The following is a 20,439-nucleotide window of genomic DNA, read 5'->3' as shown; positions in this document are numbered from 1 at the left end:
TGGAGACTAGAATACTGAACAGGTTTCCGAGGATTAACCACGACGAAGTGAGGCAGCACCACAGATGAATATACAGAAGGCAGGCTTTGTCGGCCTGGGCCTCATGGGGGCACCAATGGCCGCGAACCTGGTGAGGAAAGGCTGGACGGTTACCGCCTGGAACCGCTCCGCCGCGGCGCTGGGTGCATTCGGGCAGCTGGGTGGGGCGAACGCCAAGGAGGTGTCATCGCTCCGCGACCAGCCCGTGATCGTCTTCATGTTGCCCGACCTTGGCTTCATCGAAGAGGCAGCGGCAGGACTCCTCGCCAGCTGGGTGGCCTCGCCGCCGGAGCCTGGCACGGCCCTCGTGATTATGAGCAGCGTTTCCCCCGCCGGAGTAAGGGATTTCGGACGCCGGGTGCGAGAAGCCAGCGCAGGCAATGCCGTGGTGGTGGATGCGCCCGTGAGCGGCGGCACGAAGGGTGCCGTCGAGGGGACGCTGGCCATCATGGCCGGTGCCGACGACGCCGCAGACTTCGAAAGATTGCTGCCGCTGTTCGAAGCCATGGGCACCACCGTCCGGCTGCTCGGCCCGCTGGGTTCCGGGTCACTCGCGAAGGCCTGCAACCAGCTGATCGTAGGAACCACGACGGCGGCCCTCGCCGAAGCAGCGGAACTCGCCGAACGCTCGGGACTGGATGTGGCGGCACTCTATGAGGTCCTGGCCGGGGGACTGGCCGGCAGCAGGGTGCTGGACATCGTGGGACCCCGGCTCGTCAAGAAGGACTACACGCCCACCGGACCAGCCAAGTTCATGCACAAGGATCTTTCTTTCGTCGTCGAATCAGCCGAAGCGGCCGGCACCGCGGTCCCCATGGCGACTGCCGGCGTCGGCCTCTATGCGGAACTCAAACTGCAGGGACTGGGCGACCAGGACCTGGCCGTTGTGAGGCAGACCATTTCCAATCTCAGCAACAGCGCCGCGGCCGCCGCGGCTGAAGGGACCATCAAGGCATGAGCGCGCTTTTTGACCTGACCGGGCGCATCGCCCTCGTAACCGGCTCCAGCCGGGGAATCGGAAACGCACTGGCGCGGGCCCTGGCAGACGCCGGCGCCACCGTGGTCCTGAACGGCATCACCCCCGGCAGGCTGAAGGCCGCCGAAGACTCGATGGCCGCCGACTACCCTGAAGGCAGGGTCCGCAGCTGCGCGTTCGACGTCACCAGCGACACGGCGGCGGCGGAGGGCATCGCCTGGGTAGAGGCCAACGTGGGCCCGCTGGACATCCTGGTGAACAACGCCGGGATCCAGCACCGGGTGCCGATGCTGGAGCTGGATGTGAAGGACTGGGAGCGGGTGATTTCCACGGATCTGACCAGTGCGTTCCTGGTGGGCCGGGAAGCGGCCCGGCACATGATTCCCCGCGGGCGCGGGAAGATCATCAACATCTGTTCGGTGCAGACGGACCTGGCCCGCCCGACCATCGCCCCGTACATCTCCGCCAAGGGCGGGCTGCGGAACCTGACCCGGGCGATGACCGCGGAGTGGGCCGCTTCGGGGCTGCAGATCAATGGAATCGCCCCGGGCTATATCCATACGGAAATGACCCAGAACCTGGTGGATGACGAGGAATTCAACGCCTGGATCCTGGGCAGGACCCCGGCGAACCGCTGGGGCACGGTCGAGGACCTGGCGGGGCCGGCTGTCTGGCTGGCCTCCAGCGGTTCGGACTTCGTGAACGGCCAGACGATCTTCATCGACGGCGGAATGACGGTGGTGGTCTGATGGCACCGATGATTGCGCCAACAGAACTGCCGGCCACCTCGCCGGCCGTGGTGGCCCACGCCGCCGGGGACCTGAGGCTGGAAGACATCGCGCTCGCCGCTCCTTCGCCGGACGAAGCGGTGGTGGAGGTGGCATACGGCGGCATCTGCGGCTCTGACCTGCACTACTGGCTGCACGGGGCCGCCGGCGAGTCTGTGCTCAAGGCTCCTCTGGTCCTCGGCCACGAAATTGTGGGTACCGTGGTCCGTTCGGCGGCCGACGGGAGCGGCCCTTCCGTTGGCGCTGCAGTGGCAGTGCATCCGGCGACCCCGGCCCCGGGGGCGGCCAGGTACCCCGAAGACCGGCCCAACCTGTCGCCGGGCTGCACCTATCTGGGCAGCGCGGCGCGGTTCCCGCACACGGACGGTGCCTTCAGCCGCTTTGTGAACCTTCCCACGCGCATGCTCCGGACCCTTCCGGACAGCATCGAACTGCGGACCGCAGCGCTGATCGAGCCCGCCAGCGTTGCCTGGCATGCTGTTGCGCGCGCCGGGGAAGTGGCAGGCAAGACCGCCCTGGTGATCGGCTGCGGCCCCATCGGCGCACTGGCCGTGGCGGTGCTGAAAAGGGCAGGGGCCAGCCGGATCACCGCGGTGGACATGCACGCCAGGCCGCTGCAGATTGCCGCCGCAGTCGGCGCGGATGACGTTCTCACCGCGGACGATGCCGACGCCGTCGCGGCAGTCGAGGCGGACATCGTCATCGAGTCCTCCGGCAGCCACCAGGGACTGGCTTCCGCCATCCGGGGCGCCGTCCGCGGCGGCACCGTGGTGATGGTGGGACTGCTGCCGTCAGGTCCGCAGCCCGTCCTGATTTCGCTGGCCATTACCCGTGAGCTCGAGCTCCGCGGGTCGTTTCGCTTCAACGACGATATCGACGAGGTCATCGGGGCACTGGCAGACGGCTCGTTGCAGATCGGGCCCGTGATCACGCACGAGTACCCGGTGCAGCGGGCGCTCGAAGCCTTCGCCGTGGCGCGCAACTCGGCCGAATCCGGAAAGGTGCTGCTCGACTTCCGCGGCTAGACGCGCGGCACCGGAACGAAGACCCGCGGCTGTTCCACCCAGACCGGCTCCATCTCGGAGATGGTTTGGCGCATGATCATGTTCGACGCCTCGCGCGCCTCTGCGGCATCCCCGGTGAAGATGGCATTGGCGACGTCCAGGTGCCACTGCAGCACGATGTCCCGGGGGCGGTCCGGCATCAGCCCGTGCACCGTCCGGCCGGTCAGCGTCTCGGCTACCTGGCCCACGAGGTTGGCGAACATTTCGTTGCCGGAGCCACTCAACAGGAGGGAGTGAAACTGGATGTCCAGCTCCAGGAAGCGGGGCACATCGCCGGCCTGGCCGGCGTCGCGCATTGCGAGGGCCACGTCAAGGAGTTCGCGGCGGAGATCATCGGGAGCGTTCACCGCCGCGAGTTCGGCGGCAACGGGCTCGACGGCGGAACGAAGCTCCGCGAGCGAGCGCAGCTGGGCGCCACGGCCCTCGCCTGCCAGCCGCCAGCGGATGACGAGCGGATCGAAGGGGTTCCAGCGGTGCGGTGGCAGGACCTTGATGCCGACGCGTTTGGTGGTCTCAACGAGGCCGAGCGACTGCAGCACGCGGACAGCCTCCCGGACCACCGAGCGGGATACTTTGAGCTCGTCTTCCAGCTGTTCCGCCAGCATGACATGGCCCGTGGGAAGGATGCCACCGACGATTCGGGTTCCCAGATGCTCGATGGCACGATGGTGGAGGCTGGTTGACATATTGGTAAGCATAATGGCGCCCGGCCGGATTGTTTCCCGCGCGGCGCCGGGCACCTGGTCCATGGCGCTGCAGCACATCATAGACTGTTTGTGACGCGTCTCCTTCCACTAAGTGGGCGCCGCTTCCCCATGCGGCCGGCAATACATATGGTTTATTCACAGCCACTTTTTCTTTAAGCGTGTTCCGCAGGACGTGCGGGACTCATTGCACACGTTGCACAGAAATGAATTGGAGTTTTGATGTCAGCACACATCGGTGTCACCGGCCTTGCGGTGATGGGTGCCAACCTGGCCCGCAACCTGGCCCGGAACGGCTTCACCGTTGCCCTCCACAACAGGTCTGTTGAGAAGACCGACGCATTGCTGGAAAAGCACGGCCACGACGGCGACTTCGTCCGTACCGAAACCCTGCAGGAACTCGTTGACTCGCTGGAAAAGCCGCGCCGTGTCCTGATCATGGTCAAGGCCGGCAAGCCGGTTGACTCCGTGATCGAGCAGCTCGAGCCGCTGCTGGAGGCGGGGGACATCATCATCGACGCCGGCAACTCGCACTACGAGGACACCCGCCGCCGGGAAGCAGCCCTCGCCAAGAAAGACCTGCACTTCGTGGGCATCGGCGTGTCCGGCGGTGAGGAAGGCGCCCTGAACGGCCCGTCCATCATGCCCGGAGGTTCCAAGGAGTCCTACGAAGCCCTCGGACCGCTGCTCGAGAAGATCGCCGCTAACGTTGACGGCCAGCCCTGCTGCGCCTGGATCGGCACCGACGGCGCCGGCCACTTCGTCAAGATGGTTCACAACGGCATCGAATACGCCGACATGCAGGTCATCGGCGAAGCCTTCGACCTGCTGCGCTCAGGTGCCGGCATCGAGCCCGCCGAGCAGTCCAAGATCTTCGCCGAATGGAACAAGGGCGAGCTCGCCTCCTTCCTGATCGAAATTTCCGCAGAGGTCCTCGGCCACGTGGACACCCGCACGGGCAAGCCGTTCGTGGACGTCGTGGTTGACGCCGCAGGCCAGAAGGGCACCGGCCGCTGGACGGTCATCTCAGCACTTGAGCTGGGATCCCCGACGTCGGGCATTGCCGAGTCGGTCTTCGCCCGCGCCCTGTCCTCCCAGTCCGAGCAGCGGAAGCTGGCTCAGGAACTCCTGGCCGGCGAGGAAATCGCCGTCGAGGTTCCGGAAACGTTCGTCGAGGATGTCCGCCAGGCGCTGTACGCGTCCAAGCTCGTTTCCTACGCCCAGGGCCTGGACATGCTGACCTCCGCCGCCACGGAATACGGCTGGGACCTGAAGCTGGACGAGATCGCCTCGCTGTGGCGCGGCGGGTGCATCATCCGTGCCGAACTCTTGAAGGAAATCACCAAGGCCTACGCCGCCGACGAGAAGCCGGCCAACCTGCTGTTCGCCCCGGCGTTCACCAAGGCCATCGCCGAGGTTCTCCCGGCCTGGCGCCGCGTGGTGTCCACGGCTGTGCAGCTGGGCATCCCCGTACCGGTGTTCTCCTCCTCGCTGGCCTACTACGACGGCCTGCGCCGCAAGCGCCTGCCGGCCGCCGTCATCCAGGGCCAGCGCGACCTCTTCGGTGCGCACACCTACGGCCGCGTTGACGCCGAGGGCACGTTCCACACCCTGTGGGGCGAGGACAAGTCCGAGATTGAGGCTGTGGACACCCACTAGCCACCGGCGCACCGCCGGAACGGTCTGATCGGCAAACGGCCGGCGCTTCCCGTTACTCTGGGAAGCGCCGGCCGTTTGCGTATCCAAGACCAGGAGTCCCAGTGTCCCAGCCAGTAGCGTTTGTCACCGGAGCTTCCACCGGCATCGGGTTTGAAGCGGCAAAGAAACTCAGCCGCAACGGATTCACCGTTTATGCCGGCGCACGGCGGGTGGACAGGATGGAGCCGCTCAAGGCGGACGGCGTGAACGTCCTGCAGCTGGATGTCACCGATGAGGAGTCCATGCAAAGCGCGGTCCGCACGGTCCTTGGGTCACACGGGCGGATCGACGTTTTGGTCAACAACGCGGGCTACGGCTCATTCGGCGCGCTGGAAGAGGTGGAGCTGTCGGAGGGCCGCCGTCAGTTCGATGTCAACGTCTTCGGCCTCGCCCGGATGACCCAGCTGGTGCTACCGGCAATGCGTGCTGCAGGGCAGGGCAGGATCATTAACATCTCCTCCATCGGAGGGAAGTTCTACGAACCCCTGGGCACCTGGTACCACGCCACGAAGTTCGCCGTGGAGGGCCTCAGCGACGCGCTTCGGCTCGAACTGAAGCCCCACGGGGTCAAGGTGGCGATCATCGAACCTGCCAGCACCCTGACCGAATGGGGCCGTATCTCCGCCGAGGGTCTGCTGGCCAGTTCGGGCAACGGCCCATACCGGGACCAGGCGAAGGAGATGGCCGCGGTACTCGCGTCCACGGGACGGCCGGCTACTTCAACCCATCCCGGAATCGTTGCCGACGCTGTGGTCCATGCCGCCACCGCGGCGCGGCCGAAGACGCGCTATCCGGTCGGCCGGGGAGCACCCGCCATCATGATGCTTCGCCGGATCCTTCCGGACCGGATGTTCGACGCCGCGGTCACGGCTGTCCTCAAGCGCGTCGGCCGCTGAGCCGGCCAGACCTGAAGCGTAGCCGCGCTCAGAAGTTCAGATCCGGTACTCGATGTAGTACTCGGCCGGGTCCACCGCTGGCTTTGTCTCCCTCTGGGCATCGCGGTGTCGCCAGCTGGCGGGGACGCCGGTCACGATCGACTCGGGCGGCGCATCCTTGACCACGACGGCGTTTGCCCCCACGGCGCTGTCGCTGCCAATCGTGATGGGGCCGAGAATTTTGGCGCCGGCTCCGATCGTGACCCGGTCTCCGATGGTGGGGTGACGCTTCACCTTGGCCAGAGAGCGTCCGCCGAGGGTTACACCGTGGTAGATCATCACGTCCTCCCCGATTTCTGCTGTTTCGCCGATGACTACTCCCATGCCATGGTCAATGAAGAACCTCCGGCCGATCGTGGCGCCCGGATGGATCTCGATCCCGGTCAGGAACCGGGCCAGCTGCGAGACCAGACGCGCCGGGAACCGCGTAGCCGGGTTCTGCCACAGTTTGTGCGTCAGCCGGTGTGCCCAGATGGCGTGAAGCCCTGAATAGGCGAAAAAGTTCTCAAAAGAACCTCGAGCCGCCGGGTCGTGGGACCGGGCGGCGTCGAGGTCTTCCTTAAGTCTTGCGAAAAAGCCCACAAAGATCTTTCTACAGGAAACGGGGAGGTGCAGGTTAAGGCTTAGCCGCGGATGTCGTCATAGAGGACGGTGGAGATGTAACGCTCGCCGAAGTCGCAGACGACGGCCACGATCAGCTTGCCGGCGTTCTCCGGGCGCTTTGCCAGTTCCAGCGCACCCCAAACGATGGCTCCCGAGGAGATGCCCCCGAGGATGCCTTCCTTGATGCCCATGTCCCGGGCCACAGACACCGAGTCCTCCAGCGTGGCGTCCAGAACCTCGTCGTAGACGTTGGTGTCCAGGAGCTCCGGAATGAAGTTGGCGCCGAGGCCCTGGATCTTGTGGGGGCCCGGCGCTCCGCCGTTGAGGATAGCTGAGTCCTTCGGCTCGACGGCCACGATCTGGACGTCGGGGTTGCGCTCCTTGAGGACCTGGCCCACACCGGTGATGGTTCCGCCGGTCCCGATGCCGGAGACGAAGATGTCCACCTTGCCGTCGGTGTCGGTCCAGATTTCCTCGGCCGTGGTCTTGCGGTGGATCTCCGGGTTGGCCTCGTTGGCGAACTGCTGGGCCCAGATGGAGTTCTCCGTGTTGGCCACGATTTCCTGGGCTTTCTCCACGGCGCCGCGCATGCCTTCGGAACCCGGGGTCAGCACGATCTCGGCACCAAAGGCGCGGAGCATGACACGGCGCTCCGTGGACATGGTCTCCGGCATGGTCAGTATGACCTTGTAGCCGCGTGCTGCGCCCACCATGGCCAGCGCGATGCCGGTGTTGCCGGACGTGCCTTCAACGATGGTTCCGCCGGGCTGGAGCGCTCCGGACTTTTCAGCAGCGTCGATGATGGCGACGCCGATGCGGTCCTTGACGCTGTTGGCAGGGTTGTAGAACTCGAGCTTGACGGCCACCGTGGCATCCAGGCCTTCGGTCAAGCGGTTGAGCCTGACCAGGGGGGTGCCGCCTACCAGCTGCGTCACATCGTCGTAGATCCGTGCCATGTACTTACGCCTATCTCTCAGGAGGGAATACTTTGGTCAGCCTAACGAGGGCGCAAGGGCCCCTGCTAAGCATTAAGCCATGCAGAGTAATATTTCCGGGCCTTGGCCAGCTTGGGGTTGATGATCACCTGGCAGTAGCCCTGCTCGGGGAACTTGGCGTAGTAATTCTGGTGGACGTCTTCGGCAGGGTAGAAAACCGGAAGCCGGCTTACCTCGGTCACTATCGGACGCGACCACAGGGCCTGGTTCCGTTCAATCGCTTCCTCAAAAAGGATTTTCTCCTCAGTCGACTCGTAGAACATGGACGAGCGGTATTGCGTGCCGACGTCGTAGCCCTGGCGGTTGAGCGTGGTGGGGTCATGCAGCACGAAGAACATGTCCAGGATGACCTCCGGCGGAATGACCTCCTCGTCGAAGGTGACCGCCACGACCTCGGCATGGCCAGTGGTGCCCGAGCAGACGGAATAGTAGTCAGGGTGGCGTTCATGGCCCCCGGTGTAACCCGATACCACCGACTTAACACCCATCGTTTTCTGGTAGACGGCGTCCAGGCACCAGAAGCAGCCTCCGCCAAGCACAAAAGTTTTCATGTCCTCTTCAATGGTTGAGATGCGCCGATGATTCCCGGCGCCACCTTACGGCCCCGCGCCGGGACGGGCCAGCGGGCGCCCATAGGGTAAAAATGTGAGTATGGAACCTGTGAACAGTGGCGTTGCAGCAGAGCCGGCGGAAACTGCGGAAGCGGCAGACGCCGCGGAGGCGCCGGACGCGCCGACGCTCGGGCAGCTCATGCTGGCCGTCGAAGAGCTCTGGCCAGAGTCACTCGCCGAGGAGTGGGACGAGGTGGGGCTCGTCGCGGGACACCCGTCAGCTGAAATCAGCAGGGTCATGTTTGCCGTGGACCCCACGCTTGAAGTCATCGACGAGGCCATCGAGTGGGGCGCCGGGCTGCTGATCACGCACCACCCGCTGCTGCTCAAGGGCGTCACGTCCGTCGCTGCCAACACCCCCAAAGGCAAGGCCGTCCACCGCCTCATCGAGTCCGGTACCGCTCTCCTGACCGTCCACACGAACGGCGATTCCGCCGTCGGCGGTGTTTCGGACGTCCTGGCGGATGCCCTGGGCCTCGAAAACGTGTCGCCGCTGACTCCAGCCGCCAACGGCCTTCCGGAGGAAGGCATCGGCCGGGTCGGTGATCTGGCCGAGGCCATGACGCTCGGTGACTTCGCTGCAAGGGTCTTCGGGATCCTTCCTTCCGTCGCGGGCGGCGTCAGGGTTTCCGGTGACAAAGACGGCCTGGTTCGCCGGATCGCGGTTTGCGGGGGCGCCGGCGATTCGCTCTTCAACGAAGTCAGGGCCAGCAGCGCCGACGTGTTCGTCACGGCGGACCTTCGGCACCATCCGGCCTCCGAAGCCCGCGAGGCCGCGGTCAACGGCCGGCCCTACCTGATCGACGTGTCCCACTTCGCCAGCGAGTGGCTGTGGCTGCCAGCGGCCGCGGACGCACTGGGCAATGTCCTCTCGGACCAGAGCCTGGACGTCGAAATCCGCGTCAGCACCACCAACAGCGATCCGTGGGACTTCATTCTGACTCCCGGCGGGGACTAGAGTCTATAAAGCCCCTGCAGGGGTGCCCGGCGCAGGCCGGATGGGATCAAGCGGAGGTAATAGTGGCCAAGGCAGCACCGGCGGAACAGTTGAAGTTGCTCGGACTCCAGGGGCTGGACGCCAAACTCAAGTCCCTGTCCAACCGCCGCCGCAGCATTGAGACCGATCCCCGCATCGAAGACCTTCAGTCGGCCCTCAGCATTGCCAACGGCGAACTGGGCGCAGCCAAGATGGCTGTCCATGACGCCGAGTCCGAGCTGAAGCGGGCCGAAGCCGACGTCGAGCAGGTGGCCAGCCGGATCGAGCGCGACGAAGCCAGGCTGAACAGCGGAACCGGCCTGTCCAAAGACCTGGTGGCGCTGCAGAAGGACATCGCGTCGCTCAACAAGCGTCGCTCGGACCTCGAAGACGTCGAACTCGAAGTCATGGAGAGGCTGGATGCCCTCCGCGAACGGCAGTCGGCCCAGCAGCAGATTGTCGATGACATCCAGGGTTCCTTCGGCGTGATCCGGGCGGAACTGGACGGGCAGCTGGCCGAGATCAGCACCGAGGCCGCCGAGGTGTCAGCCAAGCGCTCCGAATTCGCAGCCGGCCTGGAGGCCGGGATGCTGGCCGTGTACGAGAAAACCCTCGCCCGGCGCGGCGTCGGGGCCGCGCGGCTCTTCCACGGCACGTCCGAAGGGTCCGGCATGCAGCTGAGCCCGGGCGATCTTGCCGAAATCAAGGCCGCCGCCGAGGACGACATCGTCTTCTGCCCCGACTCCGGCTGCATCCTGGTGCGCTCCGCCGAGTGGGCCTGACCGAAAGTAGCTCGCATTAGATGGCGTTGTGAGCCCTCAAACGCCATGATTGCGGGCCAGTTCGGTTTCAGCCGGGCAGAATGATGTTGAGCGCATGCGCCTTGCGGGCGGTCCCGGGAATCAGTTCGGCATTCCACTTTTCGCGGGCAGCCTTGTGCAGCTGCGCCGGCGTTTCCGGGGCATTCCCGCGCCGGGTCAGCAGGTGCCGCGCCAGTTCTCCGCGGGTGTGCTTGGCGAAATGGCTGACCACCTTGCGCTCGCCGTTTACCTCAGTGAAAACGTTCACGGCCACCGTGGACGCAGCCGGGGGAGTCCACGCCGCAGCATAGGTGCTGGACCGGCAGTCCACCAGCAGCTCCCCGACCGCCGCGGAGGCGAGGGCGTCAGTGAGCTGCGGCTTCCAGAACGAGGCAAGGCGTCCGACGTCGGGCAGTGCCGTTGACATGGACAGCCGGTAGGCGGGCACGGAGTCTGCGAACCGGATGGCGCCCCAGAGGGCCGAAATCACCAGCACGGACGCGTCCGCCCGACGGCGCTGCAGCGCCGTCATCGATTTGTAGCCCAAAGCGTCGTACAGCACGCCGGAATAGACCTGGTGGGCCGGCGCCGCGGGTTCGGCATGCAGCCGGGTGTTGCGTTCGACGTCGGCCCTCAGCGATGCTCCGACGCCGAGTAACGCCAGGGCGTCCTCGTGCGCGCTCACCGTCCCCAGCGCCTCGAGCACCTTGGCCCGGCAGCTATTCAGGTCCGGGAAGCTCAGGGACGTCCAGTCCATGGCGTCGCCGCGGACGGCCGGGGTCTTGCCTTCGGACGGGGGGAGCAGAATCAGCACCGTACGATCTTACCGATGCCGGCTGCCCGCCGTTCTCACGCGGCCGCCCGCTCAGCCGAGGTGACGGCCCAGGAAGGAAACCACGTCCGGCAGGACGGACCGCCAGTAGGCTGCGTCGTGGCCGCCGGGCCGGAAGCCGCCCTCCACCGGATCCGGCAGGGCGCTGACGTAGTCCTTGACCGTCGCGTACAGCTCGTCCTCCGTGCCGCAGTCGATCCGTTTGGGCGTCGCTGCGAGTCGTGGCCGGAGCGCGAAGACGTCGTGTGCCGCGAAGTCAGCCGCACTGTCGAAGGCGCCCTCGATCCCGGCGCCGTACCGGTTCCAGGCTGCCGGACTCATGGCTGCCACGGCCCTAACGCCGGGTAGCCGGGCCTGGGAGGCCAGCAGCAACGAGCCGAAGCCCCCCATTGACAGGCCGAAGAGGCCGATCCGCCCGAGGTCATAGCCCTGGTCGCCGAGGAAAGGAACAAATTCCTTCACCAGCATCGACTGGGTGTCGCTGCCATCTGCGCGGGGGTGCCACCAGGTATCGCCCCCGTCCGCCGACGCGATGGCGAACGGCGTCCCGCCCGCGGCGAGGTGGCGCTGCAGGACGTCTTGTGCGTCGAGGTCGTCGAAGATTACCTGGTTGTTGGCGCCCCGGCCATGGAGGAACAGCGCCACGGGGTAGTCTGTCCCGCTCCGCCCTGGGACCACCGGGGTGGCGACCGTCCAGTACGTGCGTGCCTCCGTCCGGAACTTCGAGGCGAAGGATCCGCTGATCATTTCGACGGATGGCGGTCCGCCAAGGGATGTGGGAGCCGGCGAAGGGCCGGCTTCGCAGGCCGCGGGGGCGCACGCGCCGAAGCCGGTTCCTGCCAGCTGCAGCAGGCGGCGCCGGGTCAGAGCGGACTCGTCCATGTCCCGAGCATAGGCGCACGGCGTTTCCCGGCGTGCCACGCGTGACCGACGGCCTCTGCGCAGCGTTCCCGGCGGGAAGCTAAGCCGCCTTCACCGATGACGGTGCGGCCTGGGACGGCACGGCCTGGGATGACACGGCCTGTGCAGCGGCGGCCGTCTGCGCGGCTTGCCTCTCCCGGGCGAGGAATGCCGAGAGTTCACCAATGGTGCTCATGAGCGGCGCCGGGAACACGACCGTCGTGTTCCTGTCCACGCCGATCTCGACCAGCGACTGCAGATTTCTCAGCTGCAGCGCCAGCGGGTGGGCCATCATGGTGTCGGAGGCATCCCCGAGGGCGGCCGCCGAGATGGCCTCGCCCTGGGCGGCGATGATCTTGGCGCGCTTCTCGCGCTCCGCCTCGGCCTGGCGGGCCATGGCGCGCTTCATACTCTCCGGAAGCTGGATATCCTTGAGCTCCACCAGCGTGACGGCCACGCCCCACTCGAGAGTCAGCGCATCAAGAATCTCGCGGATGTCAGTGTTGATCCGCTCGGTCTCTGACAAGGTCTGGTCGAGGCTATGCCGTCCCACCACCTTGCGCAGCGTGGTCTGGGCGATCTGGTTGATGGCCGCAGCTACGTTTTCAATCGCCACCACGGATTTCACGGCATCGACCACCCGGTAGTAGGCCACGGCGGAGATGTCCACGCTGACGTTGTCCTGGGTGATGATGCCTTGCGACTGGATCGGCATCGTCACGATTCGCAGGCTGACGAGGTGAAGCCGGTCGATGACGGGGATGATGAAGCGCAGCCCCGGCATTCTGACCCCGATCACCCTGCCCAGCCTGAACAGCACGCCCTGCTCATACTGCCGGACAATCCGGATGGACATCCTGGCGGCGATGAGCAGCAGCGCCACAAGCACGGCCGCAATGAAGATGCTGGTGGGGTCCATCAGGATCCCCTCCTTATAACTAAGAGTTGAGCCTCCTTAATTGTCTCACCGCGACGGGCGCATGGCTCCGCGGAGGATCGCCCGCGGAGGAGGGCAGCCCCGTGAGCCCGTAGACTGGTGGGCGGATGGGTTGACCAGGCGGCCGCGCGTCACGCAAGTGGCTCGAGGAACGTCCGGGCTCCGCAGAGCAGGGTGGTGGGTAACGCCCACTCGGGGTAACCCGCAGGCTAGTGCCACAGAAAACAGACCGCCTGCCACGCGCCGTTTTGAAAGCGGCACGAAGCAGGTAAGGGTGAAACGGTGGTGTAAGAGACCACCAGCTTCCCGGGTGACCGGGAAGGCTAGGTAAACCCCACCCGGAGCAAGGCCAGACAGGGCACGTTTGAGGGCTGCTCGCCCGAGTGCCCGGGTAGGCCGCTGGAGGGCGTCGGCAACGGCGTCCGTAGATGGATGGCCGCTACTCCCGCGCCGGCAACGGCACGGGAACACAGAACCCGGCGTATCGGTCAACCCATCCACTTTTTGCCGCGACACTGACCGGCCGCGCCCGGTGTGAGTGAATTCACGCACGCAGCGGCGATACGGGCCAGCGGCCCGCCTTAGAATGGACAGTGAACGTAGAAGTTCTTCCGCCGGATCTGCGTTCGCAGCCGGCGGTTTTTCTTTGCAACGTACAACGGCATCCGGGGTGGACCGAACCCTGCCGGTGCCAGCGCCCCTGGATAACTTCAGGTGGCCGCCATCCGGTTTACGACGACGTATCCGGTTGAACCAAGGAAGGTAGTTCTGTGAGCCAGACGTCAGATTCTTGTCTTGATACGTGGATGGGCCGGGAGGCGCTCGCCGAGGCCATGATTCCGGTGATCGGCCGGCTGTACCGCGAGAACAACGTGGTGACCTCCATCCACGGGCGCAGCCTGATCAACAAGTCCACCATGAACATCCTCAAGGCGCACCGCTTTGCCCGCCGGATGAGCAAGGATGAGCTCCTCCTGGAAGAGACGGCCCCGCTGCTGGACACGCTCGCCAAGCTGGAGCTGGGCGCCGCGGCCATCGACATCGCGCGCCTGAACCAGAAGTACAAGTCCGACGGCGGTGACCTGACTTTGGAGGAATTCCTCCGCGCCGAGCTGGCTGAGATCGTGGGCAAACGCGGCGCAGACGACCGCACCAGCACCGACGTCGTACTTTACGGCTTCGGCCGGATCGGCCGCCTGCTGGCGCGCCTCCTCATCGAAAAGGCAGGCGGCGGGCACGGCCTGCGGCTGCGCGCCATCGTGGTGCGCCGAGGCTCCGACAACGATCTGTCCAAGCGTGCCAGCCTCCTGCGCCGCGACTCGGTGCACGGCTCCTTCGAAGGCACCATCAAGGTGGACCAGGAGGCCAACACCATCACGGCCAACGGCGTCCAGGTCCAGGTCATCTACTCGGACAACCCCGCCACCATCGACTACACGGCCTACGGCATCAAGGACGCCCTGGTGGTGGACAACACAGGACGCTGGCGCGATGCCGAAGGCCTGTCCCAGCACCTCCTGAGCACGGGCGTGGCCCGTGTGCTCCTGACTGCCCCGGGCAAGGGCGACCTGAAGAACATCGTCCACGGCATCAACCATGGAACGATCCTGGACTCGGACAAGATCGTGACCGCAGCATCGTGCACCACCAATGCCATCACCCCGGTCCTGAAGGCGATCAACGACAAGTACGGCGTGGTCCACGGCCACGTGGAGACCGTGCACTCCTTCACGAATGACCAGAACCTGATCGACAACTTCCACAAGGGTGACCGCCGCGGCCGCTCTGCTGCGCTGAACATGGTCATCACCGAGACCGGCGCCGCCAAGGCTGTGGCCAAGGCGCTCCCGGAACTGCTGGGCAAGCTCACCGGCAGCTCCATCCGCGTCCCCACGCCGGACGTCTCCCTGGCGATCCTGAACCTGAGCCTTGAGCAGGGAACCACCAAGGACGAGATCAACGACTACCTGCGCGAAATGTCGCTGCACTCGAACCTGCGCAAGCAGATCGACTACATCGACTCCCCGGAGGTCGTCTCCACAGACTTCGTCGGCTCCCGCCGGGCGGGCATCGTGGACGGCCTGGCCACCATCTCGAACGACAAAAACCTGGTTCTCTACGTCTGGTATGACAACGAGTTCGGCTACAGCTGCCAGGTGGTCCGCGTCATGGAGGAAATGGCCGGTGTGAACCCGCCCGCCTTCCCCGCAAAGGACTCCGTGAAGGACGCCGCCCCCGTGCTTGCCGCCGCAGCGGTCTAACAGAGGCAGTCCTGGTTCCGCGGTCATCCGGCCGCGGGAAAACTGTTCCCGGGAAGTTCCCGGCTGGTTCTCTGGAATCAGCCGGGAAAGGGGACCAAACTGTTGTCATGGAACACGACTCGACTCTCCAGCACGAAACAACCCTCGAACATGCCCTGGACGTAGCACGGGCAAACCAGAAGGAGGCACAGCGCCTCCTGGACGGGGCTAAGACCAGTCATGCCGCAGGCGAGATTGGTGAAGAGCGGGTCGCCCAGCTGGGACGGCTGCTTGACCTGGCCAACGAAGATCTCAGGCGGGTGACCAGGGAGCAGTAGGGAGCAGTTTCGCCGTTCCTCCGGCCTCCAGGTGTGCACCCACCATTCCTCCGCAAGGCACTTGTCCCCAACACTGTGGATAACAGCTGTGATGTCAGGGGGCTGCCCTAGGCTCTGGGGGTGCGCACAAAACATGTCCCGGAACACCAGGCCTCATGACTGTCAGCTGGGCTGCCTACCGGCGTGCCCGCCGCCGCTCACGCCAGGCCTGGGCCGTGCTGGTCATTCTCGCGGTGTCCGCAGTCTGGGGAGTCACCTGGTTCTTCAGCGAGGGCCAGTTTCTCGTGGCGGAGCCTGCGGTTGCCGGCCCCAGCGAGGCGCCCGTCTTTGACCCCGCATGGATGAAGCCGGTGATACGGCCCGCGGCTGTGCCTGAGGGCAGCGCGGCTGCGGCGCTGGATACCCTGTCCGTCAAGGGGCGCGCACCCAAGAACAATTACGACCGTGCGGCGTTTGGCCAGGCTTGGCTGGACGCCGACCGCAACGGGTGCGACACCCGCAACGACATTCTCCGGCGCGACCTCAGCGAGGTGGTCTTTTCCAAGGGCTCACGGTGCAAGGTCGCCTCCGGGACCTTCCATGAACCGTACGTTGGCCGGAGTGCCACGTTCAGGCGCGGGGCAGAGTCCAGCAAGGCCGTCCAGATCGATCACGTGGTGGCGCTGGGGGATGCCTGGCAGAAAGGCGCTCAGCAGCTCACCCCGAAGGAGCGACAAAACCTGGCCAACGATCCGCTCAACCTCATCGCGGCGGACGGGCCAGCGAATCAGGAGAAGAGCGCGTCGGACGCAGCCAGTTGGCTGCCCAAGAACAAAGCCCTCCGCTGTCACTACGTCGCCCGGCAGATCTCAGTGAAGGCAGCCTACGGACTCTGGGTGACGCAGCCTGAGAAAGATGCCATGGCCCGTGTCCTTGGTTCGTGCCCACAGCAGCGAACCGTCATGGCGCCCTGAGTCCCCGGCCACGATGACCGTCGCGGATCAGTGTCCGAACGGGTCTGGATCCACTCCGGGCATCCAGGTCAGCCCGGGGACTCCCCAGCCGCTTTTCTTGGCCTGCTTCATGGCCTTGCGCGAATAGCGGTCAAGGAGACGGTTCACGTACAGCTTTCCGTCCAGATGGTCATATTCGTGCTGGATGACCCGGGCAAACCAGCCCGTGGCCTCGAACTCGACAGGCTTGCCAAAGCCGTCGAAGCCCTGCACCCGCGCCCATTCCGCCCGTTTGAGGGGATACTGCTCGCCGGGGAAGGAGAGGCATCCCTCCACTTCCTCGTCCGGATCGGGCAGTGCACCGGAAACCTTGGACAGGGTGAGGATCGGGTTTACCAGCACTCCGCTCGGCGGGGCGTCGTCATCATTCTCATACTTGTAGACGAAAATCCGCCTGCCCACGCCGACCTGTGGGGCTGCGAGCCCGACGCCATTGGCCTTGTCATTGGTCTCAAACATGTCGGCAATCAGCTGGCGAAGCTCGTCGTCGAAAACCTCAACTTCGGCAGCCCGGCGGTGCAGCACCGGCTCGCCCCAGATCGTGATCGGCAAAACGGTCATGGCAGATGGTTCCTTTGATGCTTGGATGGACGACCCGGCGAGGGGTAAAACGCACAAAGGCTGCACCGGATAACCGGTGCAGCCTTTGTGATTGGACGACATACAAGCTGCCGACCTGTGAGGGTGAGCGACGGGGGTTGAACCCGCGACCTCCTGGACCACAACCAGGCGCTCTGCCAACTGAGCTACGCCCACCATGTGCCCCGCAGGCCTGCCGGCTTACCGGCTGGCTGGAAAGGCAACGTCAAATAGCTTACCTGCTGTTTGGGGTTGGTTTTGCCATTTTTGGCAGTTTCGGCAAAATTTCCCCCAAACGTGAGGCAGATTACTTTCTGTCCGCTTATTTGCCGGGTCCGGCGTCGGCCCGGGTGGGAAGGTCCTGCTCCGGGAGTCCCTGTGTCAGCTGATTGATGGCTGAGGGCTGGGCGGAGATGCCCTTGGAGATCTGCAGGGCGGTGGCGCTGTCCGGTCCCGGGGCGGGCACAAACACCGCTTCCCTGTAATAACGGAGTTCGTCGATGGAATCCTTGATGTCGCCCAGGGCGCGGTGGCCGCCGAGCTTGGCAGGGGCCTGAAAGTAGGCGCGCGCAAACCATCGACGGGCCAGTTCCTTGATGGTGCTGACGTCGATGATCCGGTAGTGCAGGTGCTCCACCACGGACGGCATGTCCCGGGCCAGAAAGACCCGGTCGGTCCCCACAGAGTTACCGGCGAGGGGTGCCTTGCGCGGATCGGGAACCCATTTCCGGATGTAGGCAAGAACGGCTTCCTCCGCCTCTTCCAGCGTCTTCCCTGCTGGGAGTTCCTTCAGGAGCCCGGACCGGGTGTGCATGTCCCGGACAAAGTCGTTCATCTGCGCGAGGGCTGCGGCGGCTGGTTTGATGACCACGTCCACCCCGTCCCCGAGGATGTTGAGTTCGGAATCCGTCACCAGGGCAGCGACTTCGATCAGGGCGTCATTGACGGTGTCGAGGCCGGTCATTTCGCAGTCGATCCAGACGATGCGTTCGTTAGATATAGGCACCCGATCAGCCTACCGTTTCGTGGTGTCAGAGCGGTCCGGTGCTAAGATTTCGGGGTACGTGGCGCCGCCCTGCGCAGTCGCCGCAATCCAGTCTGCCCGGTCAAGCCGGCAGCAGATTGAGGCAGCACGCCCACAAGAGATTGGACAATCCTGAGATGACGGCGCCTGTGCCTGGGACGGAGGAAATGGCCACCGATACTTCCACGGATCCGGCCCTCGCGGAGGTGGACCACCCCCGGTCGCCCATCCTCTCCGGTTTCGTGGGGTCGCTTTTCCTGGTGATCGGCTCCCTCGGCGTCGGCTGGCTGGCTCCGGCCTCGGAGCTCCGGCGGATGCCGTTGTTCATCTGGATGCGCACGGAGGCGTGGGGCGTTGGGCTGTCCATCGTATTGATTGCGGTGGGCGGCATGCTGCTGGTGCGGGCGTGGCTCCGGCTTGGCCAGCGTGTCCGCGTCTGGGGGCTTGAGGCCCGCAAAGCCACACTCCAGGCGGTCGCGGCGTGGGGGCTTCCCATGATGTTCACTGTGCCCTTGTTTAGCCGGGACGTGTATGCGTACATCGGGCAGGGCCGGTTGATGGTTGAGGGATTCAACCCCTACGAGAACGGTATTTCGGCGCTCTCCAACTATTTCCAGCTTGGCGCAGACAAGATGTGGACCGAGGCGCCCGTGCCGTACGGGCAGCTGTTCCTTTGGATCGAGCAGTTCGTGGTCTGGTCCACCAACGTCCATCCCGAGGCCAGCATCATGCTCTTCCGCCTCGCTGCGCTGGTGGGCGTGGTGCTGTGCATCATCTATGTCCCCAAGCTCGCTGAACTGCACGGGGTCAACCCGCATCGGGCCCTGTGGCTTACCGCCGCCAACCCGCTCTTCCTCACGAACTTCATCGCCAGCGTCCACAATGACTCGCTGATGATCGGGCTCGCCCTTGCCGGCCTGTACTACTGCGCCACGCGGCGGGTGATCTTTGGAATTGTCCTCGTCACGGCCTCCATCGCAGTCAAGCCCATCACCGTGGTGTTCCTGCCGTTCATTGGACTGCTCTGGGCGGGCAAAGGTGCCAGCTGGCCGCGCAAGTTTGTTTTCTGGGGGCTGACGGCGGGCATCAGCTTTGCTCTGCTGTACCTCATGAGCCTGGTGAACGGATTCGGTTTCGGCTGGATCAACGGCCTCTCGGCGCCCGGAAGCGTCTGGATCTGGTACGCCCCGGTAGGGCTGCTGGGACTCGTTGTCGCTTCCATCGCCAACGCCTTTGGCCTGGACGGGTGGGGGCTCGCCAAATGGGTTTACGACGCCGGGAAGTTGCTCGCCGTCGGAATCGTCGCCTGGCAGATCTTCAGGGGAGACCACGACCGCATCATGCGCCGGCTCACGCTGGCCTTCGCCGCCGTCGTCGTGCTGGCGCCCATGATCCAGTCCTGGTACGTGGTCTGGCTGATTCCGCTGTTTGCCGTGACGGGCATCCGGGCCGACTGGCAGGTCAAGGCCCTGTACTTCATCGTGTCCTTTTTCATGGTCTACGCCATCTCTGACCAGCTTGAGGTCTTCCCGTATCTGCAGTCAGAGGATCTCGGACTGGCACTGGCCCTGGCCAGGAACGCCGCCGCCATCATCGCCCTGCTGTTCGCGCTCTACCTTATTTTCTTGGACCCGCGCACCAAACTTCTGTTCAGCAAGTCGGATCAGCCGGTCACCACCCGGCCCGTCATCTGACCGGCAGGTTTTTCACCGCTTCCCGGCGGGACAGCGGGCTGAGGGACTGGCCATTGCGCTCGACGAAGTCCATGACCCAAGCCGGATCCGTCTTGGCGTATTCCCGCAGCGCCCAGCCGATGGCCTTCCTGATGAAAAACTCCGTGTCAGCCATGTTCGCTTCAATGACTCTGGCGAGCAGAGTGGTGTCCGTGCCGGATTTCGCCGCGAGCTGGGCGGTAATGGACGCCCGCCTGAACCAGAAATCCGCGTCCTCGCTCCATGCGAGCAGCACAGGCGTTAGCTCGGCCCGGTGCGCCTGAAGGAGCGCGCAGAGGCGGTGGGCAACGCCGTCCACAAGATCCCAGGATGCTCCGGTGCGGATGACCTCCTCATAGACGGAAAGCATCCCAAGGTCTCCGGCCACCAGCCGCAGCCCGGTCAGGTCGATGGCCGCGTAGCGCTCTTCGCGGTACTCCGCCCCGCGCCAGAGGTCGAGCACGGTTTCACGCAGTTCTTCGGCGGACTCGAGAGGATAGGCTGCCGCAGCTGCCTTGGCAGCGCTGCGGACCTCGGGTACGCGGACGCCCAGCGATGGTGTTGACGACTTCATGTAGGCCTGCGCCGCAGCGCCCCGAACGGGATCCGCGGCAGCCCGAAGCGCGGAGCGGATCGCGGCCAGGACCTTGTCGTTTGCCATGAAGCCAACATAGCGGCTCAAGAAAAGGGCCAGGC

At 65.1% G+C, this 20,439-nt stretch carries 21 protein-coding genes, 1 tRNA gene and 1 other RNA gene; 12 read left to right on the top strand and 11 right to left on the bottom strand.

Going from position 1 to position 20,439, the window contains the following annotated elements; translation table 11 throughout:
- The first annotated feature begins 64 nt into the window (after nt 1-64).
- The 3 genes from AC1DDG_RS08350 to AC1DDG_RS08340 are packed head-to-tail and all read left to right on the top strand — an operon-like array spanning nt 65 to nt 2,828.
- A complete protein-coding gene (locus AC1DDG_RS08350; protein WP_476875662.1) occupies nt 65-997 on the top strand; it encodes an NAD(P)-dependent oxidoreductase in 933 nt (310 codons plus the stop codon).
- Nucleotides 994-1,764: an SDR family oxidoreductase gene (locus AC1DDG_RS08345; protein WP_476875661.1), complete on the top strand. Its 771-nt coding sequence runs from the start codon at nt 994-996 to the stop codon at nt 1,762-1,764. Before AC1DDG_RS08350 ends, AC1DDG_RS08345 begins: the two co-directional genes overlap by 4 nt.
- Before the next feature lie 8 nt (nt 1,765-1,772).
- The gene (locus AC1DDG_RS08340; protein WP_476875681.1) at nt 1,773-2,828 is read left to right on the top strand and encodes an L-idonate 5-dehydrogenase; all 1,056 of its coding nucleotides are present in this window, start codon (nt 1,773-1,775) and stop codon (nt 2,826-2,828) included.
- Here AC1DDG_RS08340 and AC1DDG_RS08335 read toward each other — a convergent pair.
- The gene (locus tag AC1DDG_RS08335) at nt 2,825-3,553 is read right to left on the bottom strand and encodes a FadR/GntR family transcriptional regulator (RefSeq protein ID WP_476875660.1); all 729 of its coding nucleotides are present in this window, start codon (nt 3,551-3,553) and stop codon (nt 2,825-2,827) included. The genes AC1DDG_RS08340 and AC1DDG_RS08335 overlap by 4 nt on opposite strands.
- 240 nt (nt 3,554-3,793) lie before the next feature.
- Between AC1DDG_RS08335 and gndA the strand changes: the two genes are divergently transcribed.
- Together gndA and AC1DDG_RS08325 are read left to right on the top strand one after the other, a co-directional pair.
- Complete coding sequence (gene gndA, locus AC1DDG_RS08330; protein WP_476875659.1) at nt 3,794-5,230, top strand: NADP-dependent phosphogluconate dehydrogenase; 1,437 nt, start codon at nt 3,794-3,796, stop codon at nt 5,228-5,230.
- Nucleotides 5,231-5,331: 101 nt separating this feature from the next.
- The gene (locus tag AC1DDG_RS08325; RefSeq protein WP_476875658.1) at nt 5,332-6,165 is read left to right on the top strand and encodes an oxidoreductase; all 834 of its coding nucleotides are present in this window, start codon (nt 5,332-5,334) and stop codon (nt 6,163-6,165) included.
- 36 nt (nt 6,166-6,201) lie between these two features.
- On the opposite strand, the gene epsC is transcribed toward AC1DDG_RS08325, so the two are convergent.
- The 3 genes from epsC to msrA all read right to left on the bottom strand — a co-directional run bounded on the left by epsC (nt 6,202) and on the right by msrA (nt 8,353).
- Nucleotides 6,202-6,786, bottom strand: coding sequence for a serine O-acetyltransferase EpsC (epsC, locus tag AC1DDG_RS08320; RefSeq protein WP_476875657.1), 585 nt, complete (start codon nt 6,784-6,786; stop codon nt 6,202-6,204).
- A 41-nt stretch (nt 6,787-6,827) separates the two neighbouring features.
- Entirely contained in the window at nt 6,828-7,763 is a 936-nt protein-coding gene (cysK, locus tag AC1DDG_RS08315; protein ID WP_476875656.1) for a cysteine synthase A, read from the bottom strand.
- Between the two features lie 65 nt (nt 7,764-7,828).
- Nucleotides 7,829-8,353: a peptide-methionine (S)-S-oxide reductase MsrA gene (gene msrA / locus AC1DDG_RS08310; protein WP_476875655.1), complete on the bottom strand. Its 525-nt coding sequence runs from the start codon at nt 8,351-8,353 to the stop codon at nt 7,829-7,831.
- A gap of 100 nt (nt 8,354-8,453) precedes the next feature.
- On the opposite strand from msrA, the gene AC1DDG_RS08305 reads away from it, so the two are divergent.
- Together AC1DDG_RS08305 and AC1DDG_RS08300 are read left to right on the top strand one after the other, a co-directional pair.
- Nucleotides 8,454-9,371, top strand: a complete 918-nt coding sequence (locus AC1DDG_RS08305) for a Nif3-like dinuclear metal center hexameric protein (protein ID WP_476875680.1) — start codon at nt 8,454-8,456, stop codon at nt 9,369-9,371.
- Nucleotides 9,372-9,433: 62 nt separating this feature from the next.
- The gene (locus tag AC1DDG_RS08300) at nt 9,434-10,171 is read left to right on the top strand and encodes a zinc ribbon domain-containing protein (protein WP_476875654.1); all 738 of its coding nucleotides are present in this window, start codon (nt 9,434-9,436) and stop codon (nt 10,169-10,171) included.
- Between the two features lie 67 nt (nt 10,172-10,238).
- Here AC1DDG_RS08300 and AC1DDG_RS08295 read toward each other — a convergent pair whose 3' ends face one another.
- The 3 genes from AC1DDG_RS08295 to AC1DDG_RS08285 form a co-directional block, all read right to left on the bottom strand.
- A complete protein-coding gene (locus AC1DDG_RS08295; protein WP_476875653.1) occupies nt 10,239-11,003 on the bottom strand; it encodes a YaaA family protein in 765 nt (254 codons plus the stop codon).
- Between the two features lie 51 nt (nt 11,004-11,054).
- The gene (locus AC1DDG_RS08290) at nt 11,055-11,903 is read right to left on the bottom strand and encodes an alpha/beta hydrolase (RefSeq protein ID WP_476875652.1); all 849 of its coding nucleotides are present in this window, start codon (nt 11,901-11,903) and stop codon (nt 11,055-11,057) included.
- Nucleotides 11,904-11,982: 79 nt separating this feature from the next.
- Nucleotides 11,983-12,840, bottom strand: coding sequence for a slipin family protein (locus tag AC1DDG_RS08285; RefSeq protein WP_476875651.1), 858 nt, complete (start codon nt 12,838-12,840; stop codon nt 11,983-11,985).
- A 126-nt stretch (nt 12,841-12,966) separates the two neighbouring features.
- Between AC1DDG_RS08285 and rnpB the strand changes: the two genes are divergently transcribed.
- The 4 genes from rnpB to AC1DDG_RS08265 all read left to right on the top strand — a co-directional run bounded on the left by rnpB (nt 12,967) and on the right by AC1DDG_RS08265 (nt 16,389).
- An RNA gene (rnpB, locus tag AC1DDG_RS08280) (RNase P RNA component class A) lies at nt 12,967-13,358 on the top strand.
- Between the two features lie 270 nt (nt 13,359-13,628).
- Nucleotides 13,629-15,119, top strand: coding sequence for a glyceraldehyde-3-phosphate dehydrogenase (locus tag AC1DDG_RS08275; RefSeq protein ID WP_476875650.1), 1,491 nt, complete (start codon nt 13,629-13,631; stop codon nt 15,117-15,119).
- A gap of 107 nt (nt 15,120-15,226) precedes the next feature.
- Complete coding sequence (locus tag AC1DDG_RS08270; RefSeq protein ID WP_230119703.1) at nt 15,227-15,436, top strand: hypothetical protein; 210 nt, start codon at nt 15,227-15,229, stop codon at nt 15,434-15,436.
- Nucleotides 15,437-15,591: 155 nt separating this feature from the next.
- Nucleotides 15,592-16,389: an HNH endonuclease family protein gene (locus AC1DDG_RS08265; protein ID WP_476875649.1), complete on the top strand. Its 798-nt coding sequence runs from the start codon at nt 15,592-15,594 to the stop codon at nt 16,387-16,389.
- Nucleotides 16,390-16,416: 27 nt separating this feature from the next.
- On the opposite strand, the gene def is transcribed toward AC1DDG_RS08265, so the two are convergent.
- The 3 genes from def to orn all read right to left on the bottom strand — a co-directional run bounded on the left by def (nt 16,417) and on the right by orn (nt 18,013).
- A complete protein-coding gene (gene def, locus AC1DDG_RS08260; RefSeq protein ID WP_476875648.1) occupies nt 16,417-16,989 on the bottom strand; it encodes a peptide deformylase in 573 nt (190 codons plus the stop codon).
- Between the two features lie 122 nt (nt 16,990-17,111).
- Nucleotides 17,112-17,184: transfer RNA gene (locus tag AC1DDG_RS08255), tRNA-His, on the bottom strand.
- A 145-nt stretch (nt 17,185-17,329) separates the two neighbouring features.
- Nucleotides 17,330-18,013 carry an oligoribonuclease gene (gene orn, locus AC1DDG_RS08250; protein ID WP_476875647.1) on the bottom strand — a complete coding sequence of 228 codons (684 nt, stop codon included), beginning with the start codon at nt 18,011-18,013 and terminating at the stop codon, nt 17,330-17,332.
- Nucleotides 18,014-18,051: 38 nt separating this feature from the next.
- On the opposite strand from orn, the gene mptB reads away from it, so the two are divergent.
- Nucleotides 18,052-19,725, top strand: a complete 1,674-nt coding sequence (gene mptB, locus AC1DDG_RS08245) for a polyprenol phosphomannose-dependent alpha 1,6 mannosyltransferase MptB (protein ID WP_476875646.1) — start codon at nt 18,052-18,054, stop codon at nt 19,723-19,725.
- Here the strand turns inward: mptB and AC1DDG_RS08240 are convergent.
- The gene (locus AC1DDG_RS08240; RefSeq protein ID WP_476875645.1) at nt 19,718-20,404 is read right to left on the bottom strand and encodes a DNA alkylation repair protein; all 687 of its coding nucleotides are present in this window, start codon (nt 20,402-20,404) and stop codon (nt 19,718-19,720) included. The genes mptB and AC1DDG_RS08240 overlap by 8 nt on opposite strands.
- Between the last annotated feature and the right edge of the window lie 35 nt (nt 20,405-20,439).

Source organism: Arthrobacter sp. 10L430, assembly GCF_056395245.1.
This window is presented reverse-complemented; position numbering and strand designations above follow the sequence as displayed.